This window comes from Stenotrophomonas maltophilia group sp. RY12688, assembly GCF_052149045.1.
Lineage (GTDB): Bacteria > Pseudomonadota > Gammaproteobacteria > Xanthomonadales > Xanthomonadaceae > Stenotrophomonas > Stenotrophomonas sepilia.
The window spans coordinates 3,824,094-3,850,079 of sequence record NZ_CP197389.1 but is presented as its reverse complement, the minus strand read 5'-3'; the positions used below and the strand labels follow the sequence as shown (position 1 = coordinate 3,850,079).

The window sequence follows — 25,986 nt, the reverse complement described above, 5'->3', positions numbered from 1 at the left end:
CGCGACCTGTTTCAACCTGATCCCAAACTCCCAGCCGCCGGGCCTCGTCCGGCGCTACCAATGAGGTAAATGCAATGGCTGCCAAGGATATTCGTTTCGGTGAAGACGCCCGTTCGCGCATGGTGCGCGGCGTCAATGTTCTCGCCAATGCCGTCAAGGCCACCCTGGGCCCGAAGGGCCGCAACGTCGTGCTGGAAAAGAGCTTCGGCGCCCCGACCATCACCAAGGACGGCGTCTCCGTCGCCAAGGAAATCGAACTGGCTGACAAGTTCGAGAACATGGGCGCGCAGATGGTGAAGGAAGTTGCGTCGCGCACCAACGACGATGCCGGCGACGGCACCACCACCGCCACCGTGCTGGCCCAGGCCCTGATCCGCGAAGGCGCCAAGGCCGTTGCCGCCGGCATGAATCCGATGGACCTCAAGCGCGGTATCGACAAGGCCGTTTCGGCTGCCGTCGCCGAGCTGAAGAACATCTCCAAGCCGACCGCCGACGACAAGGCGATTGCCCAGGTCGGTACCATCTCGGCCAACTCGGACGAGTCGATCGGCCAGATCATCGCTGACGCGATGAAGGAAGTCGGCAAGGAAGGCGTCATCACCGTTGAAGAAGGCTCGGGCCTGGACAACGAGCTGGACGTGGTCAAGGGCATGCAGTTCGACCGCGGCTACCTGTCGCCGTACTTCATCAACAACCAGCAGTCGCAGACCGCTGACCTGGATGATCCGTTCATCCTGCTGCACGACAAGAAGATCTCCAACGTCCGTGACCTGCTGCCGGTACTGGAAGGCGTCGCCAAGGCCGGCAAGCCGCTGCTGATCGTCGCTGAAGAAGTCGAAGGCGAAGCGCTGGCGACCCTGGTGGTCAACACCATCCGTGGCATCGTCAAGGTCGTGGCCGTCAAGGCCCCGGGCTTCGGCGACCGCCGCAAGGCGATGCTGGAAGACATGGCCGTGCTGACCGGCGGCACCGTGATCTCCGAAGAAGTCGGCCTGTCGCTGGAAAAGGCCACCATCAAGGACCTGGGCCGCGCCAAGAAGGTGCAGGTCTCCAAGGAGAACACCACCATCATCGACGGCGTCGGCGACAAGGCCAACGTTGATGCACGCGTGGCGCAGATCAAGACCCAGATCCAGGACACCTCCTCGGATTACGATCGCGAGAAGCTGCAGGAACGCGTGGCCAAGCTGGCCGGCGGCGTTGCGGTGATCAAGGTCGGCGCCTCGACCGAAATCGAAATGAAGGAAAAGAAGGATCGCGTCGACGACGCCCTGCACGCCACCCGTGCAGCCGTTGAAGAAGGCGTGGTCCCGGGCGGCGGCGTTGCCCTGGTCCGCGCGATCACCGCGCTGGCCGGCCTGAAGGGTGCCAACGAAGACCAGAACCACGGCATCCAGATTGCCCTGCGTGCGATGGAAGCCCCGCTGCGCGAGATCGTGGCCAACGCCGGCGACGAGCCGTCGGTCATCATCAACAAGGTCAAGGAAGGCACCGGCAGCTTCGGCTACAACGCGGCCACCGGCGAGTTCGGCGACATGCTGCAGTTCGGCATCCTGGACCCGACCAAGGTGACCCGTTCGGCCCTGCAGAACGCGGCCTCGATCGCCGGCCTGATGATCACCACCGAAGCCATGGTTGCCGAAGCTCCGAAGAAGGACGAGCCGGCCATGGGCGGCGCTGGTGGCATGGGTGGCATGGGCGGCATGGGCGGCATGGACTTCTAAGTCCACGCCTCCGGCGGTCGTTGCCGGCCTCGGTCGGCACGCCTTCCCGATGTGATGTTAAAGAAGAACCCCGCCGCAAGGCGGGGTTTTTTGTTGCCCGGTTGCCGTCGCCGCAGTGCATCGCTACGCTCGGTGACCATGCCTACCTCGTTCATCGTCGTTGACGACTTCCTTTCTCCCGCCGATGCGCAGGGGTTGCGCCAGGCGGCACTGGGCCTGGACTATCCCGTCCAGGAGGGCGCATTCCCCGGCCGCAATTCACAGCAGCGGCTGGAGCTGGATGGCCTGTCCGGCGCGGTCTCGCGACTGGTCAACGAACCGCTGCGGCCGGTCAACCCGCTGCAGTCGCACGGCAAGTTCCGCCTTACCCTTGCCGGCGACATCGGCCGCGCCAAGGTACACGCCGACCACTCGCACTGGTCGGGCATTCTCTACCTGAGTGCACCGGAGCACTGCGAGGGCGGCACCGAGTTCTTCCGCCATCGCCGTACCGGCACCGAGCGCATGGCCCTGGACGCGGCGGAGCTGGCCGCATTGGGCTACGCCAACGGCGGCGACATGCATCGCGACATCATCGAGCGCGACAGCAACGACGACAGCCAGTGGGAAATGACCATGCGCATTCCGATGCGCTTCAACCGGCTGGTGCTGCTGCGGCCCTGGTTCTGGCACACCGCCGGGCCAGCGTTCGGTGATCGACCGGAGAATGGCCGGCTGGTGTACCTGATGTTCTTCGAGCAGGCGCGCTGAGGAGTGCCATCCACGCATGGCGTGGATGCTCCCCCTGGCCGCGTTCGCCATGCAGGCGTCATCGCACCCTCATTCGACGAATACCTTCGCCGCGCCATACTCCCACTGCCACGGCACGCCGGTATCGCCCAGTACGAATGCCACCAGTGCCGGGAACGCAGCTTCCGCCCGTACATCGTTGCCCAGGATCACCACGCAGCGTCTGTACCGTTCGATGCACACCAGCGTGTTGCCGACCGCATCGTCGTGGCCACCCTTGTAGAAGCCTGCGCCCTGCGGGCCGCGGAACGTCACCACGCCCAGGCCTGAGGCCAGATCCTTGCGTTGCTGCGCCACGGGCAGCTCCGGCTGCAACGTGGGGAACTGGCTGGCGGTGGTGATCGGCAGCTGCGGCCGCACCAGTTCCCTGCGCATTGCAGGCGACAGCCCATCGCCGCGGACATAGCCGGCAGCGAAGCGCGCCATGTCGGCGATGGTGGTATCCATCGAACCGGCCGCACGCACGCGGCTGCGTTCATCGTGCGGCTCGGCCGTGCCTTCCGCCGTCCAGCCATCGGCCAGGTTGGCGGCGAAATCCTCACGCCACATCATGCTGGTGCGGACCATGCCGAAGCGGTCGAATACCTGCCGCTGCATCAATGCACCCACGTCCTGGCCAAGCCGTCCACGCTCGATCACGAACTGCAACAGGATCAGCCCTTCGCCGGAATACCCATAACGACTGCCCGGATCGAAGTGGAACTTCAGGCGGCCATCGGGTTCCAGGAACCCGAAGTTGGCAAAGCCACTGGAATGGTTGAGCAGCAGGCGCGGAGTGAGCTGGCGCCAGCGCGCATCATCGGTCAGTACGCTGTAGTCGGCGTACTTCTTCGGCTCTGGCGGGTAGTCCGGCAGCGGCTTGTCCAGCGCCGTGGCGATGCTGGCGTCCAGCTCGATCCGTGCGTCCTGGGCAAGCTGTGCGACCAGGTGGCCGAACGCCATCTTGGTCAGCGAGGCGGCGTACATCACGGTATCGGTGCGCAGCGGCTCGCCTGCGGCGTTGCGTTCGCCGTAGGCGGCCACGTGTACCACCTTGCCGCCATCGATCACCGCCAGCGCCATCCCGCGCGCATGGGCCGCCTGCATCAGCCGCTGTGCTTCGGCATCGATGCGCGCGGGCGAGGGTAGCGGCGGCGCGGCCAGCACGGCCGGCGGGAGCAGCGTCAGCAACAGCAGGACAGCACGGCGCATGCGTGGAACTCCTGGCGGGACGTGGCGCGATGCTACGCCTGCCAGCTCCCGCCGTCATGCGCCAGACGTCAGCCGGGTCGGCGCAGGCAGATCCGCGCGGCACCCGCACCGATGTCCACCTGGCCACCGCGCATCGCGTCGGCACCGAGGATCAAGGCCGGTCGCGCCTCCAGGCCGATCGCCCTGAACACCGGCAGTTCGCTGATCCGGACCTCCATCGGCGGGTGCTGCCAGTTGCCGCCGGTCATGCCGGGCAGGGTGTACAGCCAGGTTGCCTGTGCACCGCCACCCAGCCCCTCGGTGCCCTCTTCACGTGCACGCACCCGAGCATCGCTGCCGTCGGTGCGCAGGCCCAGTGCGCGGGCTGCTTCGGCGTTGAGGACGGTCTGCGCGGCACCGGTGTCGACCACGGCGATGGCGTCCACGCCGGGCGTACCCAAGGCAAGCGTGATGAAGCCGAACTGGCGCAGGCCGTCATCGCGGCCGGGCAGCGCATTGGGTTGGCAACCCGGTCCTTCCAGGTCCAAGCCGCCGGGTGTCCACAGCGCCAGTTGATTGCGGCCGAAGTCCCAACGGGTGTCCCAGCGCCCGGTCAGGTCGTTGCCGATCAAGCCGTCAATGGCCGGATCATCGCCCTTCGCCAGCGATGACAGGTCGACCTGCATGCCGCTGGCCTTCAATTGCCAGCTGCCCAGCTGCCACGCTGTGCTGCGCATGCGCTGCAACCGCGCCGCCTTCGCGCTCGCGCCCTGGGCCTGCGACACTGCCGCTTCCGCATCCTGCAAACCGTAGCGCCGCACTACGCGTGCATCGACCAGGGTTGCCCCGGCGGCACTGTCGACCACGAAGCGCAGCGGCTCTGAACGCCCGTCCAGCGAGACGGCCACTGCCGGATGACCGCCCTGCATCCACATCGGCAGGACGTGCTCGGCGGCATCGGAGGCGAGCGCCGGCAAGGGGATGGCGAACAGGGGCAGCAGGAACAGGCGCAAGGGGAGACTCCGCAGTGATCGTGGGCGACCATTGGCGCGCAGCGGCGTATCACCGCGATATCGGCGTTGATACCGTCCTGATACACAGGTGCGGGATACTGGGCGAATGAACACTCCCATCCGCGTCATCGTCGTCGATGACGATGCCAGCATTCGTGACGCCATCGCCGACCACCTGCTGCTGCACGGCTACCAGGTGCGTGTGGCGGCGGATGCAACAGCGCTGGACGTGTTGCTGCAGGTTGAACGTCCTGACCTGATCATCCTCGACTGGATGATGCCCGGTGAGGACGGCCTGTCGGTATGCCGCCGGCTGCAGGCGCGGGCGATCCCGATCCTGATGCTGTCGGCGATGGGGGCCGCGCCGGATCGCGTGATCGGCCTGGAGATGGGCGCGGACGACTACCTGGCCAAGCCGTTTGACCCGCGCGAGCTGTTGGCGCGGGTTCGCGCGCTGATGCGCAGGCAGGACAAGCTGCGCGCACAGGTGGCCAGCGAGCTGCGGTTTGATGGCTGGCGATTGCTGCCTGACCAGCGTCGCCTGTTCGCGCCGGATGGCGCCGAACTGGTGCTGAGCCGCGGTGAATTCTCCCTGCTGCTGGCACTGGCTGAACGTCCCGGGCGGGTGCTGGCGCGCGAACAGCTGCTGCAGTTGAGTCGCGGAGAAGCCAGTGACAGCGTGGACCGTGCCGTCGACCTTGCGATCAGCCGCCTGCGCCGCAAGCTCGGGCAGGCCGCGTCCGGCGCTGAAGCCCTTGTGCAGACACTGCGTGGCGAAGGGTACCGCTTCAACGCGGAGGTAGGGGTGTTGTGAGCAGCCGGTGGTCAACCACCCGCTGGATCGCGATGCTGGCCTTGGCCAGCCTGCTGCTGGCAACCCTGGTCAGCGTGGCGGTAGTGGGGTGGATGCCCCGGCCCGCGCCGCCACCGATGCGGCTGGACCATGCGATGCAGGTGCTGCGTGGGGAACAGGCGCCGGCGCCACTGGGATTGCATATGTCGACGCAGGACGCGCCACCCCGGGGCAGCGCCAGTGACTGGCTCACCCAGTTGGCGGCGCTGCAGATGGACCTGCCGGCCAGGAATGTACGCCTGGTGTGGACGGGGCAGGGCAGGGCGCCCGATGTGCAGGTCATCGAGGGTGGCGCGGTACTGGACGCCTCCGCTCGTGCTGGCGTGCTGAAATCGCAGGCCGCGTTGCTGACCGCCATGCAGTGGCCGCCGTTCGAACTGGGGATGCGGCAAGCCGATGGCCGATGGCGGGTGGTCGGCAGCGACCACAGTGAACTGGCGGCCTGGCGCCGCCAGGTGATGCTCGCCCTGCTGGGCGGTGCGATCCTGCTGGCCCCTCTGGCGGCGTGGGCGTCGATCCGGTTGGGGCGCCCGCTGCGACGCCTGGCTGAAGCCAGCGCACGGGTCGACCTGCAGGCCGAAACGCCATTGCCTGATGACGGTCCACGCGAAGTGCAGGTACTGGCCACAGCGATCAGCACCGGTCGCGAACGTCTGCGCGCCCAGGCACGGGACATGACCCATATGCTGGCGGCCGTGGCGCATGACCTGCGCACGCCCCTGACCGGCCTGCGCCTGCGGGCGGAGTTCGCTCCCGCGCCACAGGCCGCCAGGATGGTGGCAGACATCGAGCGCATGGATACGATGATCGAGCAGGTGCTCGACTACGCACGCGGTGAGCTGCAGCCGTTGCAGATGCGGATGGTGGATCTTTCAGCGCTGCTGGAGGACTGCGTGCAGGCGGCGCTGCTGCGCGGGGTCGACATTTCCCTTCAGGGCCCGGATACGTTGCCGTGGCATGGCGATGCGCTGCTGCTCCGGCGCGCGGTCGACAATCTCATCGACAACGCCGAGCGCTACGCGGGCGCCGTGGAGCTGTGGGTCGCCATGGCGGGGGATGGAGTGCAGCTGGACGTGATGGACCGCGGCCCTGGCATCGCCGAGATCGATCGCGCACGCCTGCTGCAACCGTTCCAGCGCAGCGAGGGCTCGCGTAGCCGCGCCACCGGGGGCGCCGGACTTGGACTGGCCGTGGCTGCCAACGTGGCGAAGCGCCACGCGGGCGAACTTCAGCTGTTGCACCGCGAGGGCGGGGGGCTGATCGCGCGGCTGCTGCTGGGACGCACTTCCTGAGTCAACTCCGATTTGCTTCCACTGGCCACTCCTCCATATGATTAGGTGCCTAATCATTCAGTGAGGAAAGGATGATCGAAGCCAAGCATCAGGCGTTGCTGGAGGAAGCGCAGCGGCGCGGCCACGCCAACATCGCGCAGCTGCGCCTGTGCTTCCAGCTGCTCTCGTTGTCCTCGTCGATCGATCGCGACTGCGCTGCACGGTTGGCACCGCACGGGCTCAGCGAGGGTCGCTTCATCTTGCTGTTCCTGCTGCACGGGGCCGGCGGCGCACTGGCGCCGCACGCGCTGGCCGAGCGCGCTGGCGTGACCCGGGCCACCATCAGCGGCCTGCTCGATGGCCTGCAGCGCGAAGGCCTGCTGCAGCGTCGCAGCGATGACGAGGATGGCCGTCGTCTGCAGATCGTGTTGACCGCACCGGGCAAGCGTTTGGCCGAGTCGCTGTTCGAGCGGCACACACAATGGATCAGCGGCCTGTTCAACGGCCTGGATGCTGATGAACGGCAGCAGCTGTCACAACTGCTGCACAAGGTCTGGCAGCACACGGACACCGGGCGGGAAGCCTCCGCATGAGCACGCCCATTCCCGCGGAACGGCTGCGTGCACTCAACAGCGGTGGTGCCGCTGCCACGCATCTGGCCGAATGCCTGGCAGTGGATTTCGCCGCGCTGTTGCAGGGGGTGGCACCTGTGCTCGAGCCGGAAGCGCTGCAATGTATGCGCGACGCCTCCGGCAAGGGCATCACCCAGCGCATGGCGCTGGCGGCGCGGTTGCTGCACGAATCCGGGCAGGGTGATCCCGCGCACTGGCAGGCACACGCATCAGACACCGTGCGTGGCTGGGCCTGCTACCTGATTGGCAGCGATGCCGGCGCGGCGCTGCCGGCCAAGCTGCGGGCGATGCGTCCGCTGGCTGACGACCCGCACTTCGGCGTGCGCGAATGGGCATGGCTGGCGCTGCGCAGCGACATCGTTGCCGCACCGTTGCAGGCGCTTGAGTACCTGCAGGTGTGGACGCAGGAAGCATCGCCTTACCTGCGCCGCTTCGCGTGCGAAGCGCTGCGCCCACGAGGCGTGTGGTCCACGCATATCGCGCTGTTCAAGCAGCATCCAGAACTCGCGTTGCCGATGCTGGAAGCAATGGCCAACGACCCGGAGCGCTACGTGCAGGACTCGGTCGGGAACTGGCTCAACGATGCCGGCAAGACTCGCCCGCAGTGGCTGCGTGAGCTGTGCGCACGATGGCAACAGCAGCACCCTGGCGATGCCAATGCCTACATCCGCAAACGCGCCATGCGCTCGTTGCGGTAGTGCCGGCCGCTGGCCGGCAACCTCATCAACCTCAAGGAAGGCCTTCCATGTCCTACACCCTCATCGAGCTCTACACCGCTCTGGCCACCTTGTAACAGCGCCTCCGGAGGCGCATGGCACATGCGTCTGTCACCCGGACGCGGTAAACAGGACATTGCCCATGTCCATCCGCAGGGAAGTTGATCATGCAGAGCACGCTCCAGGTAACGCTGTACGGCCCGCAGGGCGATACGCCGGCACTGCAGCTGCCGCAGATGGAAGGGCCCTCGGTGGCCATCCCGGAAGCGGTACTGCGCCGGCTGGTGTCCGATCTCTACACCACCCGTTCCCTGCTCAATCCCGAGCAGCTGGACGAGGCCCGGCAGGAGCTGGACCGCGTGCTGGAGCGCTGGGCCGACATCCACGAAGGCCTGCTGCTGGACGTGGAAGTGCATGGCAGATGAGCGACGTTGCACAGCGGCCACCACGTGCGCTGCGCAGTCAGGCGCATCACTGAACCGCGCCCCCAGTTGCGGATGAAACATTTTGCACTGCGCAGAAGCTGTGCTATCAATAGATCCCATGAACGCAGCCGCTACCCGCTTTTACTGGTATTACTTTCCGAAGCCACTGGCGGAGGAAGGACTGCGCTCACCCTGAAGAAAGCTTCAGACGCATTCCCGAAAGCCGCCAGCGAACCTGGCGGCTTTTTTCATGCCGCCACGCTGGGGACCCCCAACGTTCCGGAGATCTCCTGCAATGCCCCCGCACACCGACGACCTGCGTATCCGCACCATCGAACCGCTGACACCGCCCGCCCAGCTGCTGGCGATGCTGCCCTGTGACGATGAGGCTTCCGACACCGTCAGCGCCTCGCGCGCGGCCCTGCACCAGATCCTGCACGGCCGTGACGACCGCCTGGCGGTGGTGGTGGGCCCGTGCTCGATCCACGACCCGAAGGCCGCCATCGAGTACGCCCAGCGCCTGAAGCCGCTGCGCGACGCGCTGGCTGGCGAGCTGGAAATCGTCATGCGCGTGTACTTCGAGAAGCCGCGCACCACGGTGGGCTGGAAGGGCCTGATCAACGACCCGGACCTGGACGGCAGCTTCAGGATCGACAAGGGCCTGCGCATCGCCCGTGGCCTCCTGCGCGACATCAACAAGCTCGGCCTGCCGGCCGGTGTTGAATTCCTCGATGTGATCTCGCCGCAGTACATCGCCGACCTGGTGGCATGGGGCGCGATCGGCGCACGCACCACCGAAAGCCAGGTGCATCGCGAGCTGGCTTCGGGGCTGTCGTGCCCCGTCGGCTTCAAGAACGGCACCGATGGCAACGTGAAGATCGCCGCCGACGCGGTGGGTGCGGCATCCAACCCGCATCATTTCCTGTCGGTCACCAAGCAGGGTGGCACTGCCATCGTGTCGACCACCGGCAACCCGGATTGCCATGTGATCCTGCGCGGTGGCAAGCAACCGAACTACGACGCTGGCAGCGTGGCTGAGGCCTGCCAGGTGCTGGCCAAGGCCAAGCTGCCGGCGCGCCTGATGATCGATGCCAGCCATGCCAACAGCCTGAAGAACCCCGAGAACCAGCCGAAGGTGATCGACGACATCGCCGTTCAGTTGGAAGACGGCGAACAGCGCATCGTGGGCGTGATGATCGAGAGCCATCTGGTTGGTGGCCGCCAGGAACTGGTGGAAGGCCAGCCGCTGGTCTACGGGCAGAGCATCACCGATGGCTGCATCGACTGGGACACCACCGTGACGGTGCTGGAGCGACTGGCTGCGGCCGTGCGCGCCCGTCGCGACGTGAAGGTGTCCGAAGCCGCCTGAGTGCGGCACGTGTGTGGATGGCGGCCAGCGCCTGCGGGGGTGCGGCCGCGATCAGGGCCGGCCGGAGTTGGAGACCGGCCCATCTGCACCGGCGATGCGCCTGGCGCTGCGCATGAGCGACAGCGCCAGGTACATCGCCGGGGTGGTGATGCCGATATTTGTAGCGTCGAGCCATGCTCGACGTGCGCGCGACGCGCGTTGGCTTCCTGCAAAGCGCAGTCGAGCATGGCTCGACGCTACGAAGAGGCTCAATGCACTTCGTCGTGGTACACGAACTTCGGCATTTCCCAGCGATAGTGGATCGCCAGCAGGCGCAGCGCGAAGCCGCCGCCCAGGCAGCACAGGATCGCGGTGGCGTCGGCCACGCCCCAGTGCAGCAGCAACAGATACGCCGCGCCGGTCAGCAGCGCGATGATCGCGTACAGCTCCTTCTGGAAGATCAGCGGCACCTCGTTGCAGAGGATGTCGCGCAGCACGCCGCCGAACGCGCCGGTCAGCATGCCGGCGATCAGCACGATCGGCATCGCATGGCCGGCCTCGCGCGCGATCGAGCAGCCGATCAGGGTGAAGGCGATCAGGCCCAGGCCATCGAGCACCAGGAAGGTGCGCCGGAAGTGGTGCATCCAGCGCGCCACCCAGGTGGCGATCAGCGCCGCGCACACGGTGAAACCCAGGTACTCGGGATGCTTCACCCAGCCCAGCGGGTAGTGGCCGAGCAGGATGTCGCGCAGCGAGCCGCCCCCGAGGGCGGTGACGCAGGCGATCATGACCACACCGAACAGGTCCATGCGGCGGCGGCCGGCAGACAGTGCACCGGTCATGGCTTCGGCGGAAATGGCAACCAGGTAGATGATGGACAGCAGCATGGAACAGGCTCCGGGCGCGGTGGGGCCGGCCATGCGCAACTGCCACCACTGCCTGCGCAATGACGGGATGACGATGACCGGTGCCGCTCCCGCTGTCCTTTTGCCTGAGAGTTCAGCGGCGTTGGCCGCGTGCCCCTTCGGCGGATCGTCCCGGGCGTGCCCGGTGACCTCTCTCCAGCTCGGCGAGTCGAATGCATGGTTGGTGGGATTCCAGCCCACCGGCCTGAGCGATCATGGGAGCCTGCGCCTTCGGCGGGCGCCAGCGCGGCGCCACTCTCCTGCATTCGGGCGCCAGTATATCCGCTGCAGTGCAGCACGGCATAATCCGGGCATGGCCCCGTCCCTCCGCCCGTGGTTCCTGTACCTGCTCGAATGCCGCGATGGCAGCTATTACGCCGGCATCAGCACCGACGTGGATGCGCGTTTCGCCGCCCACCAGGCCGGCAAGGGCGCGCGCTACACCCGGGCCCGGCCACCGCTGCGCGTGCTGGCCGTGCGCGAATACCCGGACCGGGCCGCCGCCTCACGCGCCGAGTGGCAACTCAAGCAGCAGCCCCGCGAACGCAAGCTGGCCTGGCTGCAGGCGCCGGTCCTGTAGATCCACGCCACGCGTGGATGGGCTACCCGGCCCATGCGATGATCGCCCCGCGCCCAGAGCTGGAGACCCGGATGTCCACGATCGCCCTGCTGTTTGCTCTTTCCGCAGCAACGAGCCCTGCCCCCGACCCGGCCACGATCGCGGCCATCGAAGCCACCTGCCATGACTACGTCGATGGCCAGCTGGAGGCGGACCCACAGCGCGTCGCCCGCTCCCTGCATCCGGACCTGGCCAAGCGCCCTGTGCTCGGCGATACACCCGACGAACGCCTGGGCCTGCGCCGGATGTCGAAGGAAGAACTGGTCTCGCTGACGAAGCAGGGCGCGTTGAAGACCCCGAAGGATCAATGGGATCGTCGCTGCACGGTGCTGGACGTGACCGGCAACGCGGCCTCGGTGCGGCTGGAGACCCCGTGGTTCGTCGATTACTTCCACATGGGGCGCTTCGACCAGCGCTGGGTCATCGTCAACGCGTTGTGGTATCCAAAGCCGAAGGCACAGTGAGCGATGCGTGCCGCCGGCAAAGCATGGATCTCCGTCGTCGTGCTGGTCGCCGGCATCGCGCTGCTGCCTGGCCTGCTGTACCTGCTCGGGCTGGCATTGGCAGGCGGTCGGCCGACGCCGGCCGACCGTGCGCCCAGTGGTGTGGCTGCGTGTAGCAGCGAGCCACGGGCGGGATACCAGCCGATGAACCCCTGGCGCTTTACCGCCCAGTTCTTCGACAAGGACGCGATGAAGAAGGTGCCTGAAGTGGAGCGGGAGGCCTTCTGGATTGCCCGGCGCTACCTGTGGCGGCAACCGCAGCGCGGCATGCTGCGCTGGCATCTCAGCAGTACCGCACTGACGATCTGGATCACCCGGCATTGGAGTGCCGCGCAGATTGCCGACACCGCGAGGAAGGAGGACTTCTGCCGGACCTGGTCGAAACGGCGGGTGCCCGGTGGCCCGATGAACCAGTAGATCCACGCCATGCGTGGAGGGTGTTGACCGGGTCAGAGCCCTTTCCTGTGGAAAGGGATCCGACCCCGTTGCGTGCAGCCCTACCGCCTCGGCCGCCGGTCATCCTGGTCATCACCGAAGATGATCCGCGCACTGCGCTGGTAGCTCCAGTACGCGACTGCCCAGTTCAGCAGCACCACGATGCGGTTGCGGAAGCCGATCAGGAAGAACACGTGCGCGGCCAGCCAGAACCACCAGGCCAGCACGCCGGAAAGCTGCAGCCGGCCCAGGTGCACGATCGCGGCCATGCGGCCGATGGTGGCCAGGTTGCCGTAGTCGGCGTAATTGAACGGGCCGGGCTCGGGCTTGCCGTGCAGGCGCGCGCGGATCACCTCGGCCACGTACTTGCCCATCTGCTTGGCGGCCGGTGCCACCCCGGGTACCGGCTTGCCGTCGGCCTGGCTCAGTGCGGCCAGGTCGCCGGCCACGAACAGCTCCGGGTGACCGGGCAGGGTCAGGTCCGGTTGCACCGGCACGCGTCCGGCGCGGTCCAGTGGCACGTCCAGCGTGCGCGCCAGCGGTGAAGCGGCCACGCCGGCGGCCCAGACCACGGTGCGCGCCGGTACGAACTGTTCGCCGAGCTTGAAGCCCTGGCTGTCGATGTCGCTCACCGGGGTACCGGTCAGCACTTCCACGCCCAGCTTTTCCAGTTGGCGGCGCGCCTTCAGCGAAAGCACATCCGGGAACGAGGACAGCACGCGGGGCCCAGCCTCGACCAGCCGCACCCTGGCGCTGGCCGGGTCGATGTGGCGGAATTCGTTGCGCAGCGTGTGGCGCGCGATCTCGGCCAGGGTGCCGGCCAGTTCGACGCCGGTGGGACCACCGCCGACGATGGCGAAACTCAGCCACGCCGCCTTCTTCGCCGCGTCCGGTTCGGCCTCGGCGCGTTCGAACGCCAGCAGCAGCTTGCGGCGCAGCGCGATGGCATCGTCCAGCGTCTTCAGGCCGGGCGCATCATCGGCCCACTGATCGTTGCCGAAGTAGGCGTGGGTGGCGCCGGTGGCCAGCAGGAGGCTGTCGTAGTCCAGCGTGCTGCCATCGGCCATGCGGATCTGCCGCGCCCGCTTGTCGATGGCCACCACTTCGCCGAGGCGGACTTCCACATTGCGCTGGTGGCCGAGGATGTGGCGCAGCGGTGCGGCGATATCCGGCGCGGACAGGCCGGCGGTGGCCACCTGGTACAGCAGCGGCTGGAACAGGTGATGGTTGCGGCGATCGACCAGGGTGATGCGTATGCGCTCGCGGGCCAGGGCACGGGTGGCCCAGAGACCGGCAAAACCGCCGCCGACAACGACCAGGTGGGGAACGCGCTCGCGACTCATCGACTCACTCCAGTGGGGGCATCGGGGGAAGCGCCTGGCATCTTCGCACGGCGGCCACCTGTCACGTCAGCGCCTGCCCGGATCGGCGATACTCGGGTTCAGGCAACGGCCCGTGAGGAGCCCATGAGCGAACCGGAAAAGCGCATCGCCCTGTTGATCGACGCCGACAATGCGCCGGCCTCGAAGATCGACGAGGTCCTGGCGGAAGTCGCCCGCTACGGCGTGGCCAACGTGCGCCGTGCCTACGGCAACTGGAAGAGCCCGCGACTGAAAGGGTGGGAAGCGGTGCTGCATGAGTATGCGATCCGACCGATCCAGCAGTTCGCCTACAGCAAGGGCAAGAACGCTTCGGACATGGCGATGGTGATCGATGCCATGGACCTGCTGTACGCGCGCAACCTTGATGGCTTCGCCATCGTCTCCAGCGATGCGGACTTCACCCCGATGGTGATGCGCCTGCTGACCGATGGCGTGAAGGTATATGGCTTCGGCGAGAAGAAGACGCCCGAGCCATTCGTCAATGCGTGCTCGAAGTTCACCTACCTGGAGGCACTGGGGCAGACCCATGCCAGCGTGCCCGATGCCGAACAGGCGTCCAGCGAGCAGGCCTCGAACGAGCCGGTGGCCAACGACGATGCGCGTCCACGCAAGAGCGGTGCGGAAATGCGCAGTGACACCCGGCTGGTGAAGATGCTGCGCCGTGCGGTGTCCGCGGCCGAGGGTGAGGATGGCTGGTCGCACCTCGGCCCGGTCGGCAGCCAGATCGGCAACCAGGCCTCGTTCGATCCGCGCAACTATGGCTACGGCAAGCTCAGCGACCTGCTGGCGGCGATCGGCCTGTTCGAGCTGAAGAAGGACGGCAAGTCGTCCTACGTGCGCGCGCTGCCAAAAAAGAACAGGTAGTGCCTGCTGCTGGCCGGCAATGCCCGGATGCCAGATCCCGCATCCGGCACGCACATCTCCACCCGATCAGGCGTATCGTTGCCGCTCGCATTGCCAGCAAGGAAAACCCGCATGTTGAAGATCTGGGGCCGCCGCAATTCCAGCAACGTCCGCAAGGTACTGTGGTGCGCCGAGGAAATCGGCCTGCCGTACGAATCCATCGAAGTCGGTGGCAGCCATGGTGGTACGCAGACCCCGGAGTACCAGGCGATGAATCCCAACGGCCTGGTGCCGGTGATCGAAGACCACGGCTTGCCGCTGTGGGAATCGAACACCATCGTGCGCTACCTGAGCGCCCGCTATGCACTGGGCACCCTGTACGCTGAGGACCCGATGGAACGCGCCCAGGCCGAGAAGTGGATGGACTGGAGCACGTCGCGGATGGCGCCGCTGTACAGCGACCTGGTCTGGGGCATCATGCGCACCGCGCCGGCCGACCGCGATGAAGCGCGGATCAATGCCGCCATCGTGCGCGCCGGTGACTACCTGGCGATGGCCGACGCTACCCTGGCCAGGCAGCCGTGGCTGTCGGGCGAGAAGTTCGCGATGGGCGACATCCCGCTGGGCTCGCTGGTCTACGCCTGGTACGAGCTGCCGATCCAGCGACCGGAGCTGCCGCATCTGGCTGACTGGTATGCGCGGCTGCGTGAGCGCCCGGCCTACCAGCGCGGCGTGATGTCGCCGCTGACGTAAGCGAAGGCGTCCGGGGTCAGAGCCCTTTTCTGCGAAAAGGGATCCGACCCCAGGGCATCGGGGTCGGATCCCACCCGACGGGTGGGCTCTGACCCCTCAATACAGGTCCGTTGGATCCACATCCAGCGACCAGCGCACCTTGCGTGCTTCCGGCAGCGCATACAGCTGCGGAACCAGCTGCGCGAGCACGCCATGCAAGGGTGGCCGCTGCGGCGCCGACAGCAGCAGCTGTGTGCGCTGGTAGCCCGCGCGCCGCGGCATCGGCGCCGGCATCGGGCCGTACGCCTCCACCACGTTCTGCTCGCCCAGCAACTGCCGCGCAGCCAGCAGGAACGCATTGGCGTGCTCGACCTGCTGCGCTTCGGCGCGCATCAGCGCCAGGTGCGCGAACGGGGGGAACCCTGCGGCTTGCCGCTGGTTCAACTCGGCCTGCGCGAACGGGTGGTAGCCACCGCTCACCAGGGTTTCCAGCAGCGGGTGACCAGGGTGATGGGTCTGCAGCCAGACCTCGCCGGGGTCACGCGCACGTCCTGCACGACCGGCCACCTGGATCAGCTGCTGCGCCAGCTTCTCGCTGGCGCGGAAGTCGGCGGAGAACAGGCCTTCGTCGATGCCGACCACCACCACCAGGGTCAGCTTCGGCAGGTCGTGGCCCTTGGCCAGGATCTGCGTGCCGACCAGGATGCCGGGCTGGTCGCCCAGTTTCGCCAGCTGCTGCTCCAGCGCATCGCGGCGTGAGGTGGTGCCACGGTCGATGCGCACCACCGGGAAATCGGCGAAGGCGGCGGTGAGGTGTTCTTCCAGGCGTTCGGTGCCGATGCCCTGCGGCTGCAGCGCCAGGCTGCCGCAGGCCGGGCATGCCAACGGCGCCGGTTGGCGCGCGCCACAGTGGTGGCACTGCAGGCGTCGGCCGCCGCCATGCACGGTCATCGGCGCATCGCAGCGCTGGCAAGGCGCGGTCCACCCGCAGTCGTGACACAGCAGCACCGGTGCGTAGCCACGGCGGTTCTTGAACACCAGCACCTGCTGGCCACGCTGCAGGTGTTCGCCGATGCCGGCCAGCACATCGGCCGAGAGGCCATCGTGCAGCGGCCGCTTGCGTACATCGAGGATGCGCACGCGCGGTGGCCGCGCATCGCCGGCGCGCTGCTTCAGGCGCAGGTGCGTGTAGCGCCCGGCGTAGGCGTTGTGCAGCGTTTCCAGCGAAGGGGTGGCACTGCCGAGCAGCACCGGAATGCCCAGCGCCTTGGCGCGCACCAGAGCGAAATCGCGCGCGTGGTAACGGATGCCGTCCTGCTGCTTGTAGCTGCCGTCGTGTTCCTCGTCGACGATCAGCAGGCCGGCCTGCGGCAATGGCGTGAAAACCGCCGAGCGGGTGCCGACGATGACCCGCGCTTCGCCTCGGGAGGCGGCCGCCCAGACGCGCGCGCGTTCGTTGTCGTTCAACCCCGAATGCAAGGCGTGCACGGCGATGCCCAGGCGGCCGCGGAAACGTGCCAGGGTCTGCGGGGTCAGGCCGATTTCCGGTACCAGCACCAGCGCCTGCCTGCCCTGCGCCAGGCAATGGATGATCGCCTGCAGGTAGACCTCGGTCTTGCCGCTGCCGGTCACGCCGTCCAGCAGGAACGGCTGGAAGCCGTCGGCAGCGTTGATCGCAGCCACCGCCCCGGCCTGGTCCGGGTTGAGCGTGGGGCCGGGCAGCGGCTGCGCATGCTGCGGTGCCACCGTCATCGCCACGCGCTCGGCCAGCTCGCGCTTGGCCAGGCTGCGTGCAGCGGTGCGCCAGTCGGCCATGCGTTCGCCGAGCACGTCCTCATCCACGATCGCTCCTGCCAGCAGCTCGGCCAGCTGCCGCGGACGGCTTCCGGCGCGCAGCTTTTCGCGCTGGGCGTGGCCTTCGGTGGTCAGCTGCCAACCCCAGTGGTGGGTGTCGGGCAGGGCCTCGCCATGGCGCAGCGGGCCGGGCAGGGCGGTGCTCAGCACCTCGCCCAGTGGCGCATGGGTGTAGCGCGCCAGCCACTGCAGGCTCTGCCAGAGTTCGCCCTGCAGCAGCGGCTGCCGGTCGCACCAGGCCAGCGCCTGGCGCAGTCCCTGGCCGTCGTCGGTCTGGCCGTGGCCGGCCACCACGCCGACCAGCTCGCGATTGCCGAACGGCACCTTCAGGCGGCAGCCGACCGCGGCCGTGGGGCCATCGCCCTCCGGCGACAGGTAGTCGAACAGGCGGGGCAGGGGGACGGGCAGGGCGACCTGCAGGGTCGGAATGGGCGAAAGCATCGGGCCAGTGTAACGGGCCATGCGCGCGCGAATGGCAGGGGGCAGACGTGCCCGGGCACGACCGTTGAATCATAAATGTCACCTAAATATCGGTGTCCATTGGAGATTCAGGCTTATCCACATGTTCTGTGGATAACGTTGTGCGTTACCGGTCGACGGGAACGCAGGAGGCCGATGGCGACGAGCTCACCCTTGGGTTGGTCAAAAAATCGCCACACTTGAAAGGCGTTCAAAATCAACAACTTGAGTGTGAAACATTGCTGAAACAGAGTGAATTCAGCGGCATGCCGCAATTTCCCGCGCGGGGAGCGTGGTGCTGTGCACAACCTGCAGCACGAAGTGCCTGTGGGCGCAAGTCCTACGGGTGCCGATGGGCTGCCGCTATCATGCCGGCAGACCTTTGGAGTGACCGATGACGGCTGTGCCCGCCCCTGTTTCCTCGACCGCGGCCGGCGCGCTGTCGGCGTTCCTGCGTGGCGTCGAACGCCGCGCCCTGGTGGTGGCTGAACTGCAGTGCGGCGATGCCGCCCGTGCCGAGCAGACCCTGGTGGCAGTGATGCGCGCGTTTGCGGCGGTCGCCAGCGACCTGCCGATGGCGCAATGGCCGACCCGCTTCTGGACCCTGCTGGGCCAGCGCCAGGCGCTGCGCGAGCCGGCGGGCGGGCAGTGGGCGCCGTCGTTGGCCGCGTTGGGCGCGATGCCGCCACTTCCACGACTGGCGCTGCTGCTGCGGGTGGGCGGCAGCCTGGACGAGGGCATCGCCATGCGCGTGCTCGACCAGGACGAGGCCGGATACCAGCACCTGCTGGCTGACGCGTGCCCGCGGGATGCCCATGGCCAGCCAGACGCCGCAGCCTGGCGCCAGCTGGCCGAGCAGGTGCAGGCGCGTATCCGTGAACTGCCGGCCACGCGCCTGCAGCAGCTCCAGCAGCCGGCCGCACCCGCCGCCCACAATGAAGCACCGGCCTCCAGCTGGCGCGCACCGCAGCGGGACGAGCGTGCGGCCGCCAACGGCAAGCGCCGCCGCGCGAATGCCAGGCCGCGCTGGCGCGGTCCGCTGATCCTGCTGGTGACCGTGGCGGTACTGCTGGCCGCCGCGCTGGGGTGGCGCCACCTGCAGGGACATTCGTTCGGCAGCGATGCACCCTTGCCGGAGGGCGTGGTGGGCGAAGCCGGTCCGGTGACCGTGGAAGCCCTGCCACCGAGCAAGGTGGACGCCATACCGGACGCGGGCCAGGCGCAAGCCAATGATGACGCAGCGATGCTGGCAGATCGCGACTACCCGCTGGTCGCCGATGCCGACCTGTACGCGTGGACTGCCGCGGGCGGCCCGCTGCCGGTGGATGAATCGCAAGCCAAGCCGAGCCGGCCGGAGCCTGCCAGTGCCACGCTGGAAACGGCTGCCGCCGATGAATAAGTCCGTGCTCGCCAGCCTGCTGCTGGCCCTGCCGCTGTCGCTGTCCGCCGCACCGCAGCCGTTGAGCGTGCCGTTGCCGCCACCGGTTCCGGGCAGTTCGCCGGCCACGCCGGCGTCGGCCGCTGCAACAGCACCTGCCGAATTCGCTCAGCTGGATACGCAGCAGCAGCGACAGCGCCGTGCCGACTACGCCGCCTGGCGCGCATTGCCGGAAGCAGAGCGCGAGCGCATCCGTCAGGCGGCTGCGCGCTTCAATTCGCTGCCGGCCGATCAACAGCAGCGCATGCGGCAGCAATTCCAGGCGCAGGATCAGGCGTTCCGCGCCGGATGGCGGCTGGGCCCGCAGCTGGGCCTTGAATTCCCCAAGCTGCACGGACTGTTCGGATTCGTGCCACCGGAGCAACGCGAGACCGCGCTGGCCGTGCTGCGCCAGCTCAACCCGGCGCAGCTGGCCCAGCTGGCCCTGGTCGCGCAGCGCACGCCGCCGCAGGAACGCGACACGGTACGCAGCGCCTTCCTCGCCGTGCCCGCCGCCGAGCGCGACAGCTGGCTAAAGCGCCAGGCCGGCCAGTAGAAAAGGGGACGGAGGGGATTAAGTCGTATCAGGCCAGTCAGTGCCGAATGCGACTTAATCCCCTCCGTCCCCTTTTTGCTTGGGGCGGCTGAAACCCAGCATTCACGCCATGTCATGGGAATGCAGGCGCCGCCCGCGTAAGATGGGCGCCCGCAACCCGGTGCCTGTGCCCTTCGCGCGCAACCGCAGTTCGCGTCAAGCACCTTATGTCTACTGCAACCTCCACGCCGCGCTTCAGCAAGGAAGTCGGCGCCACCGGTCTGCTCGCCCTGCCGCTCGTGCTGGGCCATGTGTCCACCGGTCTGATCTCCTTCGTCGACAACGTGATTGCCGGCCACCACGCTACGGCGACCCTTGCCGCAGTCACCATCGGTACGGCGTTGTTGTGGCTGCCAATGCTGATTCCGATCGGCACCCTGATCTCCCTCACCGCTTCGGTGTCGCAGCTGCACGGCGCCGGCCGCGAGCGCGAGATCGGCCCGCTGTTCCGCCAGGCACTGTGGCTGGCGCTGGGGCTGGGGCTGATCATGTTCACCTTCCTCACCGTGGTGCCGCCGCTGCTGCCGGCCTTCGGCATCGCGCCGGACATCGTGCCGGGGGCGACTGCGTTCCTGCATGCGGTGCGCTGGGGTGGCCCGGCGCTGACCCTGTACTTCTGCATGCGTTATCTCAGCGAGGGCATGCACTGGACGCTGCCGACCATGCTGCTCGGCTTCGGTGGCCTGCTGGTGCTGGCGCCGATGGGCTACGTGCTGGCCAATGGCAAGCTCGGCTTCCCGGAGTTGGGGGCCGAGGGCCTGGGCATCGCTTCGGCGGTGATGATGTGGCTGCAGGCGACCGCATTCGCCCTGTATCTGTGGCGGACCAAGCGCTTTGCCCATCTGCAGCTGTTCTCCCACTTCGAGGGACCGCGCTGGAAGGCGATCTGGGAGCTGCTGCGCACCGGCCTGCCGATCGGCATCACCGTGCTGATGGAAGGCGGCCTGTTCATCGTCACCGCCTTGCTGATCGGCCGCCTGGGTGCCAATGAAGCGGCGGCACACCAGATCGCGATCAACGTCGCGCAGCTGTGCTTCATGATCCCGATGGGCGTGGCCGAGGCCACCACCGTGCGCGTCGGCCATGCGGTCGGCCGTGGTGACGGCTTCGGCGTACGGCGTGCGGCGTGGGCCGGTTACGCGATCATCATGGGCACGCAGACGTTGTCAGCGGCGGTGCTGCTGTTCGGCCACGATGCCATCGTCGGTGTGTACACCAACGACCTGGCAGTGGCCGGCCTGGCCTCGACCCTGCTGCTGTACGCGGCCACCTTCCAGTTCCCGGACGGCATCCAGGTGCTGTCGGCGGGTGCGCTGCGCGGCCTCAAGGACACCCGCGTGCCGATGTTCATCGCCATGTTCGCGTACTGGGGCCTGGGCATGCCGCTCGGCGCCGGGCTCGGCCTGGGGCTGGGCATGGGCCCGCAGGGCATGTGGATCGGCCTGATCGTCGGCCTGACCGCCGCTGCCATCCTGATGGGCTGGCGCCTGCGCCGCAGCAGCCAGCGCATCGGGCAGTCCGCGCTGTCCTGATCGTCCTGCCCGCCATGCCGACCCATGGCGGGCGATCCCCTGACTTGTGTCCGATGCCGCATCGCGCGGCACCGGCTATGCTGGTACCACGGCAAGAAGCCATCCGGAGCGTTCCATGAATCAACCCGTGCCCCCGCTGCCCCCGGCACGTCGCAACCCCGTCGCCAGTTTCTTCATCGGGCTGTGGGACGTCATGAACTTCACCCGCCGGTTGATCCTCAACCTGGTGTTCTTCGGCCTGCTGTTCCTGCTGCTGGTGATGTTCGTCATCGCCGCCGGCATGGGTGCCGGTGCCAGCAAGTCGCTGCAGGACCGCACGACGCTCGTGATCGCGCCGGAAGGCCGCCTGGTCGAGCAGTTCAGTGCCGATCCGGTCAGCCGCGCACTGGCCAAGGCCGTGGGTGACAACGGTGCCGAAGAGATCCAGCTGCGCGACCTGCTGCGGGTGATCGAGTCGGCCAAGGAAGACAAGAAGATCGAGCGCGTGGTGCTGGAGCTGGACAAGCTGCAGCCGTCGGGCTTCGCCTCGCTGCGTGAAGTCGCCGCCGCGCTGCAGGACCTGCGCGCTTCCGGCAAGCAGCTGGTGGCCTACAGCGAGAGCATGGGCCAGTCGCAGTACCTGCTGGCTGCACAGGCCGACGAGGTCTACCTGGACCCGATGGGTTCGGTCGTGCTCGAAGGCCTCGGCCGCTACCGCCAGTACTTCCGCACCGGCCTGCAGGACAAGCTGGGCGTGGACGTGCACCTGTTCAAGGTGGGCGAGTACAAGTCCGCGGCCGAACCGTACGTGCTTGACGCCGCGTCGCCGGCCTCCAAGGAAGCCGACCTGTTCTGGATGAACGATGTGTGGCAGCGCTACCTGGGCGACATCGCCAAGGCGCGCCGCCTGGATCCGGCACAGCTGGCTGCCGGCATCGACACGCTGCCGGAAGGCATTGCCGCCGCCGGTGGCGACCTGGCCAAGTTCGCGCTGCAGCAGAAGCTGGTGACCGCGCTGAAGACCCGCGAGGAATTCGAGGATCTGATGATCGAGCGCGGCGTGGCCGACGAAGACGCCGACGGTGGTTTCCGCAACGTCGACTTCGGCCGTTACCTGGCCCTGCTCGACGCCCGCCGCAACCCGGTGGACTCGCGTCCGCAGGTGGCCGTGGTGGTGGCTGCCGGCGAGATCAGCGGTGGCGACCTGCCGGCCGGCCGCATCGGCGGCGAGTCGACCTCAGCGCTGTTGCGCGCCGCGCGCGACGACGACAACGTGAAGGCCGTGGTGCTGCGCGTCGATTCGCCGGGCGGTGAGGTGTTCGCCTCCGAGCAGATCCGCCGTGAAGTGGTGGCGCTGCAGGCCGCTGGCAAGCCGGTGGTGGTGTCGATGGGCGACCTGGCTGCCTCCGGTGGCTACTGGATCAGCATGAATGCCGATCGCATCTACGCCGATCCGTCGACCATCACTGGTTCGATCGGCATCTTCGGCATGGTACCGAACTTCAGCCGCGCGCTGGACAAGATCGGCGTGCACACTGACGGTGTCGGCACCACCCGTTTTGCGGGTGCATTCGATGTCACCCGCCCGATGGATCCGGCCGTGGGACAGGTCATCCAGTCGGTGATCAACAAAGGCTACGCCGACTTCACAGGTCGCGTCGCCGACGCGCGCAAGAAGCCGGTCGAGGCCGTGGACGAGGTGGCCCGCGGCCGCGTGTGGAGCGGTGCACAGGCCAAGGAACGCGGCCTGGTCGATGCCTTCGGTGGCCTGAGGGATGCGGTGGCCGATGCGGCCAGCCGCGCCAAGCTGGGCAAGTCCGATGCCTATCGCGTGCGCTACATCGAGAAGGCAGCCACGCCGTTCGCGCAGTTCGTCAGCGGTTTCGCCGGCAGTCGTGCCGGTGCCTGGATGCTGTCCGATTCGGGCATGGCGCGGATGATGCTGGCACGCACGATGCCGGAAGTGGACACGCAGCTGCGCTTCGTCGAGAACGCGGCCCGCGAAAAGGGCAACGGCGCACCGGTGAAGGCGCTGGCGTACTGCTTCTGCGGGTTCTGACCGGCAACGCTATCGAATGAAAACGCCCGGCTCAGGCCGGGCGTTTTCGTTCATGGGGTCGGATCCCTTGGCTTCGCAAAGGGCTCTGACCCCACCGGTCATTGCGCCGCGTCGGCCTCGGCCTTGCGCTCACGCGCGGCAGCCTCATCGACGGTTTTCTGCACGTCCTTGGCGCGGTCCAGCGGCTCGTTGATCGCACGCGACATCGCTCGTGGCACCGGTGGCTTCTCCGGGTTCGGCGTGGGCGGACGCTGGCAGGCCGCCAGCAGCAGGCTGGCCAGCAGCGACGTGGACAGGATCAGGATGCGCATGGCGGCTCTCCGCGGTGGGCGTATGGGCAAGTGTCGCATCCCCGGCCGAGCGCCGCCGTGAGCGCGTATCCTTGCGGCATCGAAACACAGCGGGCGCGGCCCCGGAGGACACATGACCCAGCAACGGTGGCGCCTGGACGGCCAGACTGCCCTGATTACGGGCGCCAGCGCCGGCATCGGCCTGGCCATCGCGCACGAACTGGCCGGCCTCGGTGCCGACCTGATGATCGTGGGCCGTGACATCGATATGCTGGAGACGGCGCGCGACGAACTGCTGGACGTGTATCCGCAGCACCAGGTGCACGCGCTGGCTGCCGATGTCTCCGATGACGAGGACCGCCGGCAGATCCTGGACTGGGTGGAAGACCACAGCGATGGCCTGCACATCCTGGTCAACAACGCCGGTGGCAACGTCACCAAGGCGGCCACGGAGTATTCCGAGGACGAATGGCGCAAGATCTTCGAGACCAACCTGTTCTCGGCCTTCGAGCTGTCGCGCTACGCGCATCCGCTGTTGGCGCGGCATGCGTCGTCGTCCATCGTCAACGTCGGCAGCGTGTCCGGCCTGACCCACGTGCGCAGTGGCGTGGTCTATGGCATGACCAAGGCCGCGATGCACCAGATGACGCGCAACCTGGCCGTCGAGTGGGCGGAGGATGGCATCCGGGTCAACGCGGTGGCGCCCTGGTACATCCGCACGCGGCGCACGTCCGGTCCATTGTCGGACCCGGACTACTACGAGGAAGTGGTCAACCGCACGCCGATGCGCCGCATCGGTGAACCGGAGGAAGTGGCCGCAGCCGTGGGCTTCCTGTGCCTGCCGGCGGCCAGCTATGTCACCGGCGAATGCATCGCAGTGGATGGCGGTTTCCTGCGCTACGGGTTCTGATCATGCGGTGGTAGTGCCGGCCGCTGGCCGGCAACCACGGGATCTTCAGGTGATTGCAGTTGCCGGCCGGCGGCCGGCACTACCGCATGGCAGTCACCCCGGTACCGGGCAGTTGCTGGCCTCCAGCACGCCCTGCAACCGTTCGCGTTCCCCGCGGGCCTTGTCGCGGTTCTCCGGCGAGGCGAACCGCTCGCGGCCACGTGCGTCGCGGAAGCGTTGCTGCCAGCTGCTGCAGCGCTGCGCTTCCGGCAGTTCCTCGCAGCGGTCGCGCACCACTTCGCAGCCTGCAGCATTGACCGGTGTGGCGCCGCCCAGGCCCTGCACGGTCATCAGTTCGCAGCGGCCGGGGGCAGCTTCGTATTCGTGCAGGTAGCCACCGCCCTGGCTGTCGGTGCACTGGAAGATGGGCGGCAGCGGCGGCTTCGGCGGCGCATTGCTGTCCGGCGCGGCATCAGCCTGGCGTGGCAGCGATGCACTGTCGAGTATCAGATCGCCGCCTTCGCGTTCGACCATGCCGGCTTCCATGATCGTGCGTCCTTCGCCGGGGCGGCGGGGGCTGGGCGCGGAAGCCGGCGGCATACCCGCCGCCGCCGGTTCGGGTGGCGACGGCACAGGGGTCGGCGTGGGCGACGCACTGGCAGCGGCCGGAATCCGCACCACCTGCTGCTTGCTGCCGGCAGGGCAGGGCGTACGTTGCAGGGTGGGCACATCGCTGTTGCTGGAGGTGCAGCGGTAGATCACCCCGTCGTCGGCCACTGCGTTGCCGGCGAACAGGCCCAGGGCCAGCCAGATCAGGTTCTTCATGCGCACAGCGTACATGCCACGGCAGGTGCTGCGCTCAGCGGTCGCAGTCCCGCGACAGGCGTGCGTCGATGCCACGCTGTTCGTTGCTGATGGCAGTACGCTCGCTCTGCAGCGCACTGTTGTAGCGGCGGTCCAGTTCCCAGCGGCGGTCGCGCAGGCGCGCGCAGACTTCCTGCGGCGGCAGCGCATGGCAGCTGTCGCGGACCAGCACGCTGCCGGCCGGAACCTGCACACCGACACCCACCGCGGGCGGCCGGTAGCCGGTTCCTTCACCGATGGGGGGGCCGACCGGCGTGCCGAAGGCCGGGCGTGGGCCGGGATGGACCGGGCCGTGGTGCCCGTGCGGAAGCCAGACGCTGGTCCACAACGGTACCCAGCGCGGATTGCCCTCGTTGTTGTCGCTGGTATAGCGGCGACCGTCGTCGCTCACGCATTCGTACAACGGCTGTGGCGGCTGGATGTAGACGTGGCGGACTTCGCGATCGCGCATCACCGGAACCTCGTCGGGAGGCGCGGGCGTCGCATCGCTGCGCACCACCCGTGGCGTCGGGTCGCGCGGGCGCTGCAGGTCGCGCACTTCCTGCCGGCCGCTGCTGCAGGGCCTGTCCTGCAGGGCCACGGCGCCATTGCTGGCGACGCAGCGATAGACGCGCACGTCCTCTGCGGCCGGTGCGGTCCATGGCAGCAGCAGGCACAGGCCCAAGGCGGTGCGCAGCAGGTTCATGGC

26 protein-coding genes and 2 riboswitches are annotated in these 25,986 nt (G+C 67.8%); of the genes, 18 read left to right on the top strand and 8 right to left on the bottom strand.

The annotated features are described in order from the left end of the window. Positions 1 to 74: 74 nt before the first annotated feature. Positions 75 to 1,724, top strand: coding sequence for a chaperonin GroEL (gene groL, locus ACS0OT_RS17840; RefSeq protein ID WP_005411226.1), 1,650 nt, complete (start codon positions 75 to 77; stop codon positions 1,722 to 1,724). 138 nt (positions 1,725 to 1,862) lie between these two features. Further along, entirely contained in the window at positions 1,863 to 2,474 is a 612-nt protein-coding gene (locus ACS0OT_RS17835; protein WP_053497029.1) for a DUF6445 family protein, read from the top strand. Between the two features lie 69 nt (positions 2,475 to 2,543). On the opposite strand, the gene ACS0OT_RS17830 is transcribed toward ACS0OT_RS17835, so the two are convergent. Both ACS0OT_RS17830 and ACS0OT_RS17825 read right to left on the bottom strand, forming a co-directional pair. Beyond that, positions 2,544 to 3,704, bottom strand: coding sequence for a serine hydrolase domain-containing protein (locus ACS0OT_RS17830; RefSeq protein WP_139727800.1), 1,161 nt, complete (start codon positions 3,702 to 3,704; stop codon positions 2,544 to 2,546). A gap of 68 nt (positions 3,705 to 3,772) precedes the next feature. Next, complete coding sequence (locus tag ACS0OT_RS17825; RefSeq protein ID WP_005419669.1) at positions 3,773 to 4,696, bottom strand: aspartyl protease family protein; 924 nt, start codon at positions 4,694 to 4,696, stop codon at positions 3,773 to 3,775. A 106-nt stretch (positions 4,697 to 4,802) separates the two neighbouring features. Between ACS0OT_RS17825 and ACS0OT_RS17820 the strand changes: the two genes are divergently transcribed. The 6 genes from ACS0OT_RS17820 to ACS0OT_RS17795 all read left to right on the top strand — a co-directional run bounded on the left by ACS0OT_RS17820 (position 4,803) and on the right by ACS0OT_RS17795 (position 9,962). Further along, the gene (locus tag ACS0OT_RS17820; protein WP_065178812.1) at positions 4,803 to 5,510 is read left to right on the top strand and encodes a response regulator; all 708 of its coding nucleotides are present in this window, start codon (positions 4,803 to 4,805) and stop codon (positions 5,508 to 5,510) included. Between the two features lie 32 nt (positions 5,511 to 5,542). Then, positions 5,543 to 6,841 carry a sensor histidine kinase gene (locus ACS0OT_RS17815; protein WP_065178811.1) on the top strand — a complete coding sequence of 433 codons (1,299 nt, stop codon included), beginning with the start codon at positions 5,543 to 5,545 and terminating at the stop codon, positions 6,839 to 6,841. A gap of 71 nt (positions 6,842 to 6,912) precedes the next feature. After that, positions 6,913 to 7,413: a MarR family winged helix-turn-helix transcriptional regulator gene (locus tag ACS0OT_RS17810; RefSeq protein ID WP_139727794.1), complete on the top strand. Its 501-nt coding sequence runs from the start codon at positions 6,913 to 6,915 to the stop codon at positions 7,411 to 7,413. Further along, positions 7,410 to 8,150 (top strand): DNA alkylation repair protein, encoded by a 741-nt coding sequence (locus ACS0OT_RS17805; RefSeq protein WP_065178809.1) that lies wholly within the window; start codon positions 7,410 to 7,412, stop codon positions 8,148 to 8,150. The genes ACS0OT_RS17810 and ACS0OT_RS17805 overlap by 4 nt, the downstream gene beginning before the upstream one ends. Before the next feature lie 185 nt (positions 8,151 to 8,335). Next, positions 8,336 to 8,593, top strand: a complete 258-nt coding sequence (locus tag ACS0OT_RS17800) for a hypothetical protein (protein WP_005419663.1) — start codon at positions 8,336 to 8,338, stop codon at positions 8,591 to 8,593. A gap of 295 nt (positions 8,594 to 8,888) precedes the next feature. Further along, a complete protein-coding gene (locus ACS0OT_RS17795) occupies positions 8,889 to 9,962 on the top strand; it encodes a 3-deoxy-7-phosphoheptulonate synthase (protein WP_010481143.1) in 1,074 nt (357 codons plus the stop codon). A 248-nt stretch (positions 9,963 to 10,210) separates the two neighbouring features. Here the strand turns inward: ACS0OT_RS17795 and ACS0OT_RS17790 are convergent, their stop codons facing one another. Then, positions 10,211 to 10,828 carry a trimeric intracellular cation channel family protein gene (locus tag ACS0OT_RS17790; protein WP_005419661.1) on the bottom strand — a complete coding sequence of 206 codons (618 nt, stop codon included), beginning with the start codon at positions 10,826 to 10,828 and terminating at the stop codon, positions 10,211 to 10,213. A gap of 84 nt (positions 10,829 to 10,912) precedes the next feature. Then, positions 10,913 to 11,016: riboswitch (glycine riboswitch) on the bottom strand. Positions 11,017 to 11,029: 13 nt separating this feature from the next. Further along, positions 11,030 to 11,119: riboswitch (glycine riboswitch) on the bottom strand. A gap of 40 nt (positions 11,120 to 11,159) precedes the next feature. On the opposite strand from ACS0OT_RS17790, the gene ACS0OT_RS17785 reads away from it, so the two are divergent. The 3 genes from ACS0OT_RS17785 (at position 11,160) to ACS0OT_RS17775 (ending at position 12,385) form a co-directional block, all read left to right on the top strand. After that, positions 11,160 to 11,426, top strand: coding sequence for a GIY-YIG nuclease family protein (locus ACS0OT_RS17785; RefSeq protein WP_005419660.1), 267 nt, complete (start codon positions 11,160 to 11,162; stop codon positions 11,424 to 11,426). A 71-nt stretch (positions 11,427 to 11,497) separates the two neighbouring features. Beyond that, positions 11,498 to 11,929, top strand: coding sequence for a nuclear transport factor 2 family protein (locus ACS0OT_RS17780; RefSeq protein ID WP_442255920.1), 432 nt, complete (start codon positions 11,498 to 11,500; stop codon positions 11,927 to 11,929). Positions 11,930 to 11,932: 3 nt separating this feature from the next. Continuing rightward, positions 11,933 to 12,385 carry a hypothetical protein gene (locus tag ACS0OT_RS17775; RefSeq protein ID WP_065178806.1) on the top strand — a complete coding sequence of 151 codons (453 nt, stop codon included), beginning with the start codon at positions 11,933 to 11,935 and terminating at the stop codon, positions 12,383 to 12,385. 80 nt (positions 12,386 to 12,465) lie between these two features. On the opposite strand, the gene ACS0OT_RS17770 is transcribed toward ACS0OT_RS17775, so the two are convergent. Next, positions 12,466 to 13,746, bottom strand: coding sequence for an NAD(P)/FAD-dependent oxidoreductase (locus ACS0OT_RS17770; RefSeq protein ID WP_164229839.1), 1,281 nt, complete (start codon positions 13,744 to 13,746; stop codon positions 12,466 to 12,468). Between the two features lie 123 nt (positions 13,747 to 13,869). Here ACS0OT_RS17770 and ACS0OT_RS17765 point away from each other — a divergent pair, with 123 nt between their 5' ends. Both ACS0OT_RS17765 and ACS0OT_RS17760 read left to right on the top strand, forming a co-directional pair. Continuing rightward, the gene (locus ACS0OT_RS17765) at positions 13,870 to 14,649 is read left to right on the top strand and encodes an NYN domain-containing protein (RefSeq protein WP_049470953.1); all 780 of its coding nucleotides are present in this window, start codon (positions 13,870 to 13,872) and stop codon (positions 14,647 to 14,649) included. 111 nt (positions 14,650 to 14,760) lie between these two features. Further along, positions 14,761 to 15,381, top strand: coding sequence for a glutathione S-transferase family protein (locus tag ACS0OT_RS17760; protein ID WP_005419650.1), 621 nt, complete (start codon positions 14,761 to 14,763; stop codon positions 15,379 to 15,381). 96 nt (positions 15,382 to 15,477) lie between these two features. On the opposite strand, the gene ACS0OT_RS17755 is transcribed toward ACS0OT_RS17760, so the two are convergent. Beyond that, on the bottom strand, positions 15,478 to 17,655 hold the full coding sequence (locus ACS0OT_RS17755) for a primosomal protein N' (RefSeq protein WP_005419648.1): 2,178 nt from the start codon (positions 17,653 to 17,655) through the stop codon (positions 15,478 to 15,480). Between the two features lie 412 nt (positions 17,656 to 18,067). Between ACS0OT_RS17755 and ACS0OT_RS17750 the strand changes: the two genes are divergently transcribed. The 4 genes from ACS0OT_RS17750 to sppA all read left to right on the top strand — a co-directional run bounded on the left by ACS0OT_RS17750 (position 18,068) and on the right by sppA (position 23,255). Continuing rightward, positions 18,068 to 19,072 carry a hypothetical protein gene (locus tag ACS0OT_RS17750; RefSeq protein WP_065178803.1) on the top strand — a complete coding sequence of 335 codons (1,005 nt, stop codon included), beginning with the start codon at positions 18,068 to 18,070 and terminating at the stop codon, positions 19,070 to 19,072. Beyond that, a complete protein-coding gene (locus ACS0OT_RS17745; protein WP_032954564.1) occupies positions 19,065 to 19,646 on the top strand; it encodes a DUF3106 domain-containing protein in 582 nt (193 codons plus the stop codon). The genes ACS0OT_RS17750 and ACS0OT_RS17745 overlap by 8 nt, the downstream gene beginning before the upstream one ends. A gap of 206 nt (positions 19,647 to 19,852) precedes the next feature. Further along, positions 19,853 to 21,217 carry an MATE family efflux transporter gene (locus ACS0OT_RS17740; RefSeq protein ID WP_005419642.1) on the top strand — a complete coding sequence of 455 codons (1,365 nt, stop codon included), beginning with the start codon at positions 19,853 to 19,855 and terminating at the stop codon, positions 21,215 to 21,217. A 115-nt stretch (positions 21,218 to 21,332) separates the two neighbouring features. Further along, the gene (sppA, locus tag ACS0OT_RS17735; RefSeq protein ID WP_171956146.1) at positions 21,333 to 23,255 is read left to right on the top strand and encodes a signal peptide peptidase SppA; all 1,923 of its coding nucleotides are present in this window, start codon (positions 21,333 to 21,335) and stop codon (positions 23,253 to 23,255) included. Positions 23,256 to 23,353: 98 nt separating this feature from the next. On the opposite strand, the gene ACS0OT_RS17730 is transcribed toward sppA, so the two are convergent. Next, positions 23,354 to 23,566, bottom strand: a complete 213-nt coding sequence (locus tag ACS0OT_RS17730; RefSeq protein ID WP_065178801.1) for a hypothetical protein — start codon at positions 23,564 to 23,566, stop codon at positions 23,354 to 23,356. Positions 23,567 to 23,678: 112 nt separating this feature from the next. Here ACS0OT_RS17730 and ACS0OT_RS17725 point away from each other — a divergent pair, with 112 nt between their 5' ends. Beyond that, positions 23,679 to 24,455, top strand: coding sequence for an SDR family oxidoreductase (locus ACS0OT_RS17725; protein ID WP_005419635.1), 777 nt, complete (start codon positions 23,679 to 23,681; stop codon positions 24,453 to 24,455). Between the two features lie 93 nt (positions 24,456 to 24,548). Here ACS0OT_RS17725 and ACS0OT_RS17720 read toward each other — a convergent pair whose 3' ends face one another. Together ACS0OT_RS17720 and ACS0OT_RS17715 are read right to left on the bottom strand one after the other, a co-directional pair. Beyond that, on the bottom strand, positions 24,549 to 25,259 hold the full coding sequence (locus ACS0OT_RS17720; RefSeq protein ID WP_065196880.1) for a hypothetical protein: 711 nt from the start codon (positions 25,257 to 25,259) through the stop codon (positions 24,549 to 24,551). Between the two features lie 34 nt (positions 25,260 to 25,293). After that, positions 25,294 to 25,983, bottom strand: a complete 690-nt coding sequence (locus tag ACS0OT_RS17715) for a hypothetical protein (RefSeq protein ID WP_065186322.1) — start codon at positions 25,981 to 25,983, stop codon at positions 25,294 to 25,296. Positions 25,984 to 25,986 lie beyond the last annotated feature (3 nt).